The 10,449-nt window shown below is 60.6% G+C and carries 22 protein-coding genes; all 22 read left to right on the top strand.

Annotation, left to right across the window (positions count from 1 at the left end):
• Positions 1 to 249, top strand: a 249-nt coding sequence (locus B5M41_RS13960; RefSeq protein ID WP_461675936.1) for an EF-Tu C-terminal domain-related protein, incomplete at its 5' end; no start/stop codon positions are given.
• Positions 250 to 437: 188 nt separating this feature from the next.
• Positions 438 to 746 (top strand): 30S ribosomal protein S10, encoded by a 309-nt coding sequence (gene rpsJ, locus B5M41_RS13955; protein WP_003507767.1) that lies wholly within the window; start codon positions 438 to 440, stop codon positions 744 to 746.
• Between the two features lie 158 nt (positions 747 to 904).
• Positions 905 to 1,588 (top strand): 50S ribosomal protein L3, encoded by a 684-nt coding sequence (rplC, locus tag B5M41_RS13950; RefSeq protein ID WP_024270438.1) that lies wholly within the window; start codon positions 905 to 907, stop codon positions 1,586 to 1,588.
• 12 nt (positions 1,589 to 1,600) lie between these two features.
• Positions 1,601 to 2,221 carry a 50S ribosomal protein L4 gene (rplD, locus tag B5M41_RS13945; protein ID WP_134649047.1) on the top strand — a complete coding sequence of 207 codons (621 nt, stop codon included), beginning with the start codon at positions 1,601 to 1,603 and terminating at the stop codon, positions 2,219 to 2,221.
• Positions 2,218 to 2,511, top strand: coding sequence for a 50S ribosomal protein L23 (locus tag B5M41_RS13940; protein WP_117372286.1), 294 nt, complete (start codon positions 2,218 to 2,220; stop codon positions 2,509 to 2,511). Before rplD ends, B5M41_RS13940 begins: the two co-directional genes overlap by 4 nt.
• 31 nt (positions 2,512 to 2,542) lie before the next feature.
• Positions 2,543 to 3,379 carry a 50S ribosomal protein L2 gene (rplB, locus tag B5M41_RS13935; protein WP_134649048.1) on the top strand — a complete coding sequence of 279 codons (837 nt, stop codon included), beginning with the start codon at positions 2,543 to 2,545 and terminating at the stop codon, positions 3,377 to 3,379.
• Between the two features lie 16 nt (positions 3,380 to 3,395).
• On the top strand, positions 3,396 to 3,674 hold the full coding sequence (gene rpsS / locus B5M41_RS13930; RefSeq protein WP_023517272.1) for a 30S ribosomal protein S19: 279 nt from the start codon (positions 3,396 to 3,398) through the stop codon (positions 3,672 to 3,674).
• 2 nt (positions 3,675 to 3,676) lie between these two features.
• Positions 3,677 to 4,066 carry a 50S ribosomal protein L22 gene (gene rplV / locus B5M41_RS13925; RefSeq protein WP_134649049.1) on the top strand — a complete coding sequence of 130 codons (390 nt, stop codon included), beginning with the start codon at positions 3,677 to 3,679 and terminating at the stop codon, positions 4,064 to 4,066.
• Positions 4,066 to 4,797: a 30S ribosomal protein S3 gene (gene rpsC / locus B5M41_RS13920; RefSeq protein WP_064329856.1), complete on the top strand. Its 732-nt coding sequence runs from the start codon at positions 4,066 to 4,068 to the stop codon at positions 4,795 to 4,797. The genes rplV and rpsC overlap by 1 nt, the downstream gene beginning before the upstream one ends.
• A gap of 38 nt (positions 4,798 to 4,835) precedes the next feature.
• Entirely contained in the window at positions 4,836 to 5,249 is a 414-nt protein-coding gene (gene rplP, locus B5M41_RS13915; protein ID WP_024270440.1) for a 50S ribosomal protein L16, read from the top strand.
• Positions 5,250 to 5,261: 12 nt separating this feature from the next.
• On the top strand, positions 5,262 to 5,462 hold the full coding sequence (gene rpmC / locus B5M41_RS13910) for a 50S ribosomal protein L29 (protein ID WP_024270441.1): 201 nt from the start codon (positions 5,262 to 5,264) through the stop codon (positions 5,460 to 5,462).
• A gap of 12 nt (positions 5,463 to 5,474) precedes the next feature.
• Entirely contained in the window at positions 5,475 to 5,711 is a 237-nt protein-coding gene (gene rpsQ, locus B5M41_RS13905) for a 30S ribosomal protein S17 (protein WP_117372292.1), read from the top strand.
• Between the two features lie 248 nt (positions 5,712 to 5,959).
• Positions 5,960 to 6,328 carry a 50S ribosomal protein L14 gene (gene rplN / locus B5M41_RS13900; RefSeq protein WP_117372293.1) on the top strand — a complete coding sequence of 123 codons (369 nt, stop codon included), beginning with the start codon at positions 5,960 to 5,962 and terminating at the stop codon, positions 6,326 to 6,328.
• Positions 6,329 to 6,340: 12 nt separating this feature from the next.
• Positions 6,341 to 6,652 (top strand): 50S ribosomal protein L24, encoded by a 312-nt coding sequence (gene rplX / locus B5M41_RS13895; RefSeq protein WP_117372294.1) that lies wholly within the window; start codon positions 6,341 to 6,343, stop codon positions 6,650 to 6,652.
• Positions 6,645 to 7,202, top strand: coding sequence for a 50S ribosomal protein L5 (rplE, locus tag B5M41_RS13890; protein ID WP_134649050.1), 558 nt, complete (start codon positions 6,645 to 6,647; stop codon positions 7,200 to 7,202). The genes rplX and rplE overlap by 8 nt, the downstream gene beginning before the upstream one ends.
• A 33-nt stretch (positions 7,203 to 7,235) precedes the next feature.
• Positions 7,236 to 7,541 carry a 30S ribosomal protein S14 gene (rpsN, locus tag B5M41_RS13885; protein ID WP_134649051.1) on the top strand — a complete coding sequence of 102 codons (306 nt, stop codon included), beginning with the start codon at positions 7,236 to 7,238 and terminating at the stop codon, positions 7,539 to 7,541.
• 12 nt (positions 7,542 to 7,553) lie between these two features.
• Positions 7,554 to 7,952 carry a 30S ribosomal protein S8 gene (rpsH, locus tag B5M41_RS13880; protein WP_134649052.1) on the top strand — a complete coding sequence of 133 codons (399 nt, stop codon included), beginning with the start codon at positions 7,554 to 7,556 and terminating at the stop codon, positions 7,950 to 7,952.
• 42 nt (positions 7,953 to 7,994) lie between these two features.
• Positions 7,995 to 8,528 (top strand): 50S ribosomal protein L6, encoded by a 534-nt coding sequence (rplF, locus tag B5M41_RS13875; RefSeq protein WP_134649053.1) that lies wholly within the window; start codon positions 7,995 to 7,997, stop codon positions 8,526 to 8,528.
• Between the two features lie 12 nt (positions 8,529 to 8,540).
• Positions 8,541 to 8,903, top strand: coding sequence for a 50S ribosomal protein L18 (rplR, locus tag B5M41_RS13870; protein WP_134649054.1), 363 nt, complete (start codon positions 8,541 to 8,543; stop codon positions 8,901 to 8,903).
• Between the two features lie 128 nt (positions 8,904 to 9,031).
• Entirely contained in the window at positions 9,032 to 9,598 is a 567-nt protein-coding gene (rpsE, locus tag B5M41_RS13865; RefSeq protein WP_134649055.1) for a 30S ribosomal protein S5, read from the top strand.
• Positions 9,599 to 9,611: 13 nt separating this feature from the next.
• Complete coding sequence (gene rpmD, locus B5M41_RS13860) at positions 9,612 to 9,815, top strand: 50S ribosomal protein L30 (RefSeq protein WP_119258419.1); 204 nt, start codon at positions 9,612 to 9,614, stop codon at positions 9,813 to 9,815.
• A gap of 13 nt (positions 9,816 to 9,828) precedes the next feature.
• Positions 9,829 to 10,308, top strand: a complete 480-nt coding sequence (rplO, locus tag B5M41_RS13855; protein WP_134649056.1) for a 50S ribosomal protein L15 — start codon at positions 9,829 to 9,831, stop codon at positions 10,306 to 10,308.
• Positions 10,309 to 10,449 lie beyond the last annotated feature (141 nt).

Here is a 10,449-nt window from a genome sequence, read left to right as displayed (position 1 = left end):
ACGAAGGAAGAAGGCGGCCGTCATACGCCGTTCTTCACGAACTACCGTCCGCAGTTCTACTTCCGCACGACGGACGTGACGGGCATCGTCTCGCTGCCGGAAGGCACGGAAATGGTCATGCCGGGCGACAACGTGACCGTTGACGTCGAGCTGATCGTTCCGATCGCGATGGAAGAAAAGCTGCGCTTCGCCATCCGCGAAGGCGGCCGTACCGTCGGCGCAGGCATCGTCGCCTCCATCGTCGAGTAAGACTGAAGGCCCCAAGGCCGCTGAAATAGGAAGGGCAGGAGACATCCTGCCCCTCCGGTCTTTGAAAATTTAGCGGACTGGCCTTTCGGCAATTGTGTTTTCGTGCGTGTTCCTTTATGGAACCGCCAGAATCAAAAACGCGGATTCCCCAAGAGAATCGCGCGAATAACGAACTAAGGAAAAGTCGTATGAACGGCCAGAACATCCGCATCCGCCTCAAGGCGTTTGACCACCGGATCCTTGATGCCTCCACGCGCGAGATCGTGTCGACGGCAAAGCGCACCGGCGCAAGCGTCCGCGGCCCCGTTCCGCTCCCGACCCGTATTGAAAAGTTCACTGTCAACCGCTCGCCCCACGTGGACAAGAAGAGCCGTGAACAGTTCGAGATGCGCACCCACAAGCGCCTGCTCGACATCGTAGATCCGACGCCGCAGACGGTCGATGCTCTCATGAAGCTCGACCTAGCGGCCGGTGTGGACGTAGAGATCAAGCTCTAAGTCCTGGCGCAAGCCGAATAACAAGGAAGGTACGTGGCGAAAGCCGACGTCTTCTAAAAACGGGAAACCCGACGGCCTCGAGGCCCGAGTGGAATCCTTAAACCAAGAGGCATGACGGGACGTCACGATCCCGCCAGGACTTCTAAGAGGATTGAACCATGCGTTCAGGTGTGATTGCACAGAAAGTAGGGATGACTCGCGTCTATAACGACGCAGGTGAGCACATCCCCGTAACAGTATTGCGACTGGATAACGTCCAGGTCGTTGCTCAGCGTACGCAGGACAAGAACGGCTACACGGCCGTTCAGCTCGGCGCCGGCTCTTCCAAGGTGAAGAACACGGCAAAGGCGCTGCGCGGTCAGTTCGCCGCTGCAAGCGTCGAGCCGAAGGCCAAGCTCGTCGAGTTCCGCGTATCGGAAGACAACCTCATCGAAATCGGCGCGGAACTGACCGCCAGCCATTTCGTCGCCGGCCAGCTGGTCGACGTTACCGGCACCACGATCGGTAAGGGCTTTGCCGGCGCCATGAAGCGCCACAACTTCGGCGGCCTTCGTGCAACGCACGGCGTTTCCGTTTCGCACCGTTCGCACGGTTCGACCGGTAACAACCAGGACCCGGGCAAGGTCTGGAAGGGCAAGCGCATGGCTGGTCACATGGGCCAGACGCGCGTCACCACCCAGAACCTCGAAGTCGTCTCCACCGACGAAGAGCGCGGTCTCATCCTCGTCAAGGGCGCGGTCCCCGGCTCCAAGGGCGCCTGGATCGTTGTTCGCGACGCCGTCAAGTCCGGCACCCCGTCCGACGCTCCGCGTCCGGCCGCCGTGCGCGCCGCAGCTAAGTAAGGGAGCCTGATCATGGATCTCAAAGTCACGACCCTCGCAGGGAAGGACGCCGGCAAGGTTTCCGTTTCCGACGCGATCTTCGGCCTCGAGCCGCGCGAAGACATCATCGCCCGCGTCGTTCGCTGGCAGCTCGCGAAGAAGCAGCAGGGCACGCACCAGTCGCTGACCCGCGGCGAAGTTTCGCGCACCGGCTCCAAGATGTACAAGCAGAAGGGTACGGGCCGCGCTCGTCACCATTCGGCGCGCGCTCCGCAGTTCCGCGGCGGTGCCAAGGCCCACGGCCCGGTATCCCGCAGCCACGCTCACGACCTGCCCAAGCAGGTTCGCGCGCTCGGCCTGCGTCACGCTCTCTCGGCCAAGATCAAGGCTGACGACGTCATCATCATCGACGACCTCGTCGCCGCAGAAGCAAAGACGAAGGCTCTGGCCGCAACGTTCGCTTCGCTCGGCCTCACCAATGTCCTCTTCATCGGCGGCGCTGAACTTGACGGCAACTTCAAGCTCGCAGCACGCAACATCCCGAACGTGGATGTACTGCCGATCCAGGGCATCAACGTTTACGATATCCTGCGCCGCGGCAAGCTCGTGCTCTCCAAGGCTGCTGTAGAAGCCCTCGAGGAGCGGTTCAAATGACGGATCTTCGCCACTACGATGTGATCGTATCTCCTTCGATCACCGAAAAGTCGACGCTGGTATCCGAGAACAACCAGATCGTCTTCAACGTCGCCAAGCGCGCTTCCAAGCCTGAAATCAAGGCTGCCGTGGAAGCTCTCTTCGGCGTCAAGGTCACGGCTGTGAACACGCTCGTCCGCAAGGGCAAGGTAAAGCGTTTCCGCGGCTTCGCCGGCCGGCAGGGAGATGTCAAGAAGGCGATCGTCACGCTTGCTGACGGTCAGTCCATCGACGTCTCCACCGGGCTCTAATCGAGCAGTCGGCTAAAGAGGAAACAAGAAAATGGCATTGAAAAGCTACAACCCGACCACTCCGAGCCAGCGCCAGCTGGTCATCGTCGACCGGTCGGGCCTTTACAAGGGCAAGCCCGTAAAGGCTCTGACCGAGGGTCTCTCCAAGAGCGGTGGCCGTAACAACGCAGGTCGCATCACCGCCCGCTTCATCGGCGGCGGTCACAAGCGTACCTACCGTCTCGTCGACTTCAAGCGTCGCAAGTTCGACGTCGAAGGCACGGTCGAGCGTCTGGAATACGACCCGAACCGCACGGCGTTCATCGCTCTGGTGAACTATGCCGACGGCGAGCAGGCCTATATCCTGGCGCCGCAGCGCCTGGCAGTCGGCGACAAGGTCATCGCGTCCGAGAAGGCCGTTGACGTCAAGCCCGGCAACACCATGCCGCTGCAGTACATGCCGGTCGGTTCGATCGTCCACAACGTCGAGATGAAGCCCGGCAAGGGTGGTCAGATCGCCCGTTCGGCCGGTACGTTCGTCCAGCTGGTCGGTCGCGACCAGGGCATGGCGATCCTTCGCCTGAACTCCGGCGAGCAGCGCCTGGTTCACTCGTCCTGCCTCGCAACGATCGGTGCGGTGTCCAACCCGGAACACGGCAACATCAACGACGGCAAGGCCGGCCGCACGCGCTGGCGCGGCAAGACCCCGCACAACCGCGGTGTCGTCATGAACCCCGTCGACCACCCGCATGGTGGTGGTGAAGGCCGCACCTCCGGTGGTCGTCACCCGGTTTCCCCGTGGGGCAAGCCCACCAAGGGCAAGCGGACCCGCTCGAACAAGTCGACCGACAAGTTCATCATGCGCTCGCGCCACTTGAAGAAGAAGTAAGAGAGGTTAGTCAGAAATGGCTCGTTCAGTATGGAAAGGCCCGTTTGTTGACGGCTATCTTCTCAAGAAGGCTGAGAAGGTTCGTGAAGGCGGTCGCAGCGAAGTTATCAAGATCTGGAGCCGTCGCTCCACGATCCTGCCGCAGTTCGTTGGATTGACCTTCGGTGTCTACAACGGCTCCAAGCACATCCCGGTGGCCGTCAATGAAGACATGGTCGGCCACAAGTTTGGTGAATTCGCTCCGACGCGGACCTATTACGGTCACGGCGCGGACAAGAAGGCGAAGAGGAAGTAACGATGGGTAAGGCTAAAGCCGAACGTCGGCTGAAGGATAATGAGGCGCAGGCCGTTGCGCGCACGATCCGCGTCAGCCCCCAGAAGCTCAACCTGCTTGCTGCGCTCATCCGCGGCAAGAAGGTCGATCGCGCCCTTGCAGAACTTGAATTCTCGCGCAAGCGTAGCGCCGAGACCGTCAAGAAGACGCTCGAATCCGCGATCGCAAACGCAGAAAACAACCACGATCTCGACGTCGACAGCCTTGTCGTCGCCGAAGCCTATGTCGGCAAGTCGATCGTCATGAAGCGTTTCCACGCTCGTGGCCGCGGCCGTGCATCGCGGATCGAGAAGCCGTTCTCGCATCTGACGATCGTCGTCCGTGAAGTCGAAGCCAAAGGGGAGGCCGCATAATGGGCCAGAAGATTAATCCGATCGGCTTCCGCCTCGGCATCAACCGTACCTGGGACAGCCGCTGGTTCGCCGACAATGCCGAATACGGCCAGCTGCTTCACGAAGACCTGAAGATCCGCAAGTTCGTTCAGGATGAACTGAAGCAGGCTGGTATCGCCAAGGTCGTCATCGAGCGTCCGCACAAGAAGTGCCGCGTCACGATCCACTCGGCTCGTCCGGGCCTGATCATCGGCAAGAAGGGTGCAGACATCGAAAAGCTCCGCAAGAAGCTTTCCGAGATGACGAACTCCGAAACGCACCTCAACATCGTTGAAGTGCGCAAGCCGGAAGTCGACGCAACCCTCGTTGCACAGTCGATCGCCCAGCAGCTCGAACGTCGCGTGGCTTTCCGCCGTGCGATGAAGCGCGCTGTTCAGTCGGCCATGCGTCTTGGCGCCGAAGGCATCAAGATCACCTGCGCCGGCCGTCTCGGCGGTGCGGAAATCGCACGTACCGAATGGTACCGCGAAGGCCGCGTTCCGCTTCACACGCTGCGTGCGGACATCGACTACGGTACGGCTGAAGCCGAAACCGCATTCGGTATCTGCGGCATCAAGGTCTGGATCTTCAAGGGCGAAATCCTTGAGCACGATCCGATGGCCTCTGAGCGTCGCGCGAGCGAAAGTGACAGCCAGGGTCCCGCAAGCCGCGAACGCGGTGATCGCGGCGACCGTCGTCGTGAAAACGCGTAACAGTCGCGTTTGGCAGCCAATATCGGAGAAGTAAAAAAATGTTGCAGCCAAAGCGTACCAAGTACCGCAAGCAGTTCAAGGGCCGCATCAAGGGCGTCGCCAAGGGCGGCTCCGAGCTCGCCTTCGGCGAGTTCGGCTTGAAGGCTCAGGAACCGAACCGCGTGAACGCTCGCGAGATCGAAGCGGCCCGCCGTGCGATCACCCGTTACATGAAGCGTGCCGGCCGTGTGTGGATCCGCGTGTTCCCCGACGTTCCCGTCACCGCCAAGCCCACGGAAGTCCGTATGGGTAAGGGTAAGGGTTCGGTCGAATACTGGGCAGCCAAGGTCAAGCCCGGTCGTATGATGTTCGAGATCGACGGTGTCTCCGAGGAGATCGCCCGCGAGGCGCTTCGTCTCGGCTCGGCCAAGCTCTCGGTCAAGACGCGCTTCGTACAGCGCATTGCAGAGTAAGGAGCGAGCGCCATGAAAGCCGCAGACGTCAAGGCGCTCAGCGCCGATCAGCTCAACGAAGAGCTTGCCAAGCTGAAGAAGGAGCAGTTCAACCTGCGCTTCCAGAAGGCCACCGGCCAGCTTGAGAAGACCTCGCGCATCAACGAAGTCCGCAAGGACATCGCACGCGTCAAGACCATTGCCCGCCAGAAGGCGGCAGAAGCCAAGGCCTAAGGACCAAAAAATATGCCGAAACGCATTCTGCAGGGCACTGTTGTCAGCGACAAGAACGACAAGACCGTTGTCGTGCGCGTCGAACGCCGTTTTGCCCATCCCCTGCTTCAGAAGACCGTTCGCCGGTCGAAGAAGTACAAGGCGCATGACGAAACCAACCAGTACAAGGTCGGCGACGTCGTTTCCATCCAGGAATGCGCCCCGATTTCTAAGGACAAGCGCTGGACCGTCGTCGCGGCCCAGGCTTAAAAACAGCTGATTTCGCGCCGGCCCTTGCGTCTGGCGCGAAAACCTGTATGAAGCAGCGCAAGGACGCTCGGAATCACGAGCGTCTTTTGCTTTGAGCGCACGGAAGGTCCGTCGGTTCGCCGAAGGGAAACCACCCTGGCAACACATCTTCCCGCGCGAAGACATGAATTTCCATATGCTGGAACAGGGGGCCTTTCCTTGATCGGGATTGGCCCAACCGGTCTGGTAAAACAAGAAGGCGACCTGACATGATTCAGATGCAGACTAACCTCGACGTCGCGGATAATTCCGGCGCACGTCGTGTCATGTGCATCAAGGTGCTGGGCGGCTCCAAGCGCAAGTACGCTTCCGTTGGCGACGTTATCGTCGTCTCGATCAAGGAAGCTATTCCGCGCGGCCGCGTGAAGAAGGGTGATGTGATGAAGGCGGTCGTTGTTCGCACCGCCAAGGACATCCGCCGCCCCGATGGCAGCGTCATTCGTTTCGACAGCAACGCCGCTGTCCTGATCGACAACAAGAAAGAGCCTATCGGCACCCGTATCTTCGGACCGGTTCCGCGCGAGCTTCGCGCCAAGAACCACATGAAGATCATCTCGCTGGCTCCCGAAGTACTCTAAGGAGCGATGGCTATGCAAAAGATTCGCAAGGGCGACAAGGTCGTCGTACTCACCGGCAAGGACAAGGGCCGTACCGGTGAAGTTGTGCAGGTGCTGCCGAAGGAAGACCGCGCGGTCGTCAAGGGTATCAACCTGGTGAAGCGTCACCAGCGCCAGACCCAGACCCAGGAAGCCGGCATCATCACCAAGGAAGCTTCGATCCATCTGTCGAACATCGCCATCGCCGACCCCAAGGACGGCAAGCCGACCCGCGTTGGCTTCAAGGTTGAAGGCGACAAGAAGGTTCGTGTTGCAAAGCGTTCGGGAGTGTCGATCGATGGCTGACACCAAGTATGAGCCGCGGCTCAAGAAGGAATATGTCGAGCGTATCCGCAAGGCGCTTATGGAGCAGTTCTCCTACGCCAACGAGATGCAGATCCCGCGCCTCGACAAGATCGTGATCAACATGGGCGTTGGCGAAGCCACGGGCGACTCGAAGAAGCCTTCGGTTGCCGCCGCTGACCTCGCGGCGATCGCCGGCCAGAAGCCGGTCATCACGCGCGCCCGCAACTCCATCGCCGGCTTCAAGCTGCGCGAAGGCATGCCGATCGGTGCGAAGGTTACCCTTCGCGGCGCCCGCATGTACGAATTTCTGGATCGCCTCGTGAACATCGCGCTGCCCCGCGTACGCGACTTCCGTGGTCTGAACCCGAAGTCCTTCGATGGCCGTGGCAACTTCGCCATGGGTATCAAGGAGCACATTGTGTTCCCTGAGATCAACTACGACAAGGTTGATCAGATGTGGGGCATGGACATCATCGTTTGCACGACGGCCCCGACGGACGACGAAGCGCGCGCTCTTCTGAAAGAGTTCAGCTTCCCGTTCCGCGCCTGACCGTAACGACAAGCGTAAAGAAGGATTACTGTTATGGCTAAAACCAGCGCAGTCGAGAAGAACAAGCGCCGCCGCAAACTGGTTGCAAACCAGGCTGCAAAGCGCGCCGCCCTCAAGGCGATCATCCAGAACCAGGCTCTTCCGATCGAAGAGCGCTTCAAGGCTACCCTGAAGCTTGCCGAACTGCCGCGCAATGGCTCCAAGACCCGCATCCGCAACCGTTGCGAAGTCACGGGCCGCCCGCGTGCATTCTATCGTAAGCTCAAGATGTCGCGTATCGCGCTTCGCGAGCTGGGCAATCTCGGCAAGGTGCCGGGCATCGTCAAGTCGAGCTGGTAAGGAGACGGGTACATGGCAATGACTGATCCCCTGGGCGATATGCTCACCCGTATCCGCAACGGTGCTGCTCGCCGCAAGTCCAGCGTTTCCACGCCGGCTTCCAAGCTGCGCGCACGCGTTCTGGACGTCCTTCAGGCTGAAGGCTACATCCGCGGATACTCCGAAGTCGAATTCGGCAACGGCAAGTCCGAGCTGAGCATCGAACTCAAGTACTACGAAGGCGCGTCTGTGATCCGCAAGATCGACCGCGTCTCCAAGCCGGGCCGCCGGGTCTATGTCTCGGTCAAGTCCATTCCGCAGGTCGCGAACGGCCTCGGCATCACCATCCTTTCGACCCCGAAGGGCGTGATGGCCGATCACCAGGCACGCGAACAGAACGTTGGTGGCGAGGTTCTTTGCTCGATCTTCTAAGATCGGGCATGGATCTCCATAACGAACAGACAGGATAAAACAATGTCTCGTATCGGTAAGAAGCCCGTTCCGGTTCCCGCTGGTGTTACCGCGACCGTCGATGGTCAGAAGGTCACCGCGAAGGGCCCGAAGGGCGAACTGTTCTTCGTCGCAAACGACGAAGTTTCGGTAAAGCTCGAAGACAACGCCGTTGTCGTCGAACCGACCAGCCAGTCGAAGGATGCTCGTTCCAAGTGGGGCATGTCCCGCACGATGGTCGAGAACATCTTCAAAGGCGTCAAGGACGGCTACGAGCGCAAGCTCGAAATCAACGGCGTCGGTTACCGCGCGTCGCTGCAGGGCAAGAACCTGCAGCTGGCACTCGGCTTCAGCCATGACGTCGTCTACCAGACGCCGGAAGGCATCACGATCGCTGTTCCGAAGCCGACCGAAATCATCGTGTCCGGCATCAGCAAGCAGCAGGTCGGCCAGGTCGCTGCGGAAATCCGCGAGTACCGTGGCCCCGAGCCCTACAAGGGCAAGGGCGTCAAGTACGCGGAAGAACGCATCGTCCGCAAGGAAGGCAAGAAGAAGTAAGGATCACGCGAAATGGCTAGCACCAAAGAAGCTCTCGTGCGCCGCGCCAACCGCGTGCGCCGTTCCCTCAAGGCGGTGGCCAATGGCCGTCCGCGCCTGTCGGTTCATCGCTCGTCGAAGAACATCTACGTACAGGTTATCGATGACGTGGCCGGCAAGACGCTTGCGTCCGCCTCCACGCTCGACACCGATCTGCGTTCGTCGCTGAAGACGGGCGCCGACACGGCAGCAGCCGCTGCCGTCGGCAAGCTCATTGCCGAGCGCGCAGTCAAGGCCGGCGTCAAGGACGTCGTCTTCGATCGTGGCGCCTTCCTCTATCACGGCCGCGTCAAGGCTCTTGCCGACGCTGCTCGTGAAGGTGGCCTGAACTTCTGATCATTCGGCCGGGCGCCTCGGCGCCCCGCCGGTTTCAGCAGGGTATCCGTCGCTTCCATTTGCTTTAGAATGGGGGCGACTTTCGTCAATCTGCCGATTGCACCCGGAAAAGAAAAAGGAAAAGGACAATGGCACAGGAAAAGCGCGGTCGCGATGACCGCCAGAACCGCGAAGAGCGCGACAGCGAGTTTGTCGACAAGCTCGTCGCGATCAACCGCGTCGCGAAGGTCGTCAAGGGCGGCCGTCGTTTCGGTTTTGCAGCACTCGTCGTCGTCGGCGACCAGAAGGGCCGCGTCGGCTTCGGCCACGGCAAGGCTCGTGAAGTTCCGGAAGCAATCCGGAAGGCCACGGAAGCCGCCAAGCGCGACCTGATCTTCGTTCCGCTGCGCTCGGGCCGCACGCTGCACCACGACGTGCACGGCCGTCACGGCGCCGGCAAGGTTCTGCTTCGTTCGGCCAAGGCCGGTACCGGTATCATCGCCGGTGGTCCGATGCGCGCCGTCTTCGAAACGCTCGGCGTTCATGACGTCGTCGCCAAGTCGACCGGTTCGTCGAACCCCTACAACATGATCCGTGCGACGTTCGACGCTCTCAAGAGCCAGATGCACCCGAAGGACATCGCAGCACAGCGCGGCCTCAAGTACGCCACGCTGCAGGCTCGCCGCCAGTCCGCCGGCGTCGCTGCCGAAGAATAAGGAGCCCTGATCCATGGCTAAGAAAGAAACCGCCAAGAAGACGGTGACTGTCGAGCAGATCGGCAGCCCCATCCGCCGTCCGGCCGTTCAGCGCGCGACGCTGGTCGGCCTGGGCCTGAACAAGATGCACCGGGTCCGTACGCTGGAAGACACGCCGTCTGTCCGCGGCATGATCCGCGCCGTCCAGCACCTCGTCCGCGTCGTCGACGAGAAGTGAGGGAGACAAGATCATGAAACTGAATGAAATCAAGGACAACGAAGGCTCTTCGAAGAACCGCAAGCGGCTCGGCCGCGGTATCGGTTCCGGCAAGGGCAAGACCGGTGGTCGCGGTGTCAAGGGTCAGAAGGCGCGTTCGGGCGTTGCGATCAACGGCTTCGAAGGCGGTCAGATGCCCATCTACCGTCGCCTGCCGAAGCGCGGCTTCACGAACATCTTCTCGTCCGACTTCAACGTCGTTTCGCTGGAGCGCGTTCAGAAGGCCATCGACGCCGGCAAGCTCGACGGCAAGGCAACGGTCGATGCTGCTGCCCTCAAGGCCGCCGGCATCATCCGCCGCATCAAGGACGGCGTTCGCATCCTCGCCGACGGCGAACTGAAGGCCAAGGTCGCTTTCGAAGTGGCCGGTGCTTCCAAGCCGGCGATCGAGAAGATCGAAAAGGCCGGCGGCTCGATCAAGCTGCTGGTGGCAGCAGCCGAAGCTGCCGAATAATTCCACGAAATAATCGCCCGGTGTGCTTCACACCGGGCGATTTTGCTCCCATATGTGAGCCTCACAACGGCAGACGGATTCTCAAATCCGCATCGTTATCCGGAATTAAAACCAGGGTGAGGCCGGGATTGCTTGACAATC

Origin of the sequence: Shinella sumterensis, assembly GCF_004514425.2 — a bacterium.
GTDB lineage: Bacteria > Pseudomonadota > Alphaproteobacteria > Rhizobiales > Rhizobiaceae > Shinella > Shinella sumterensis.
This window is presented reverse-complemented; position numbering and strand designations above follow the sequence as displayed.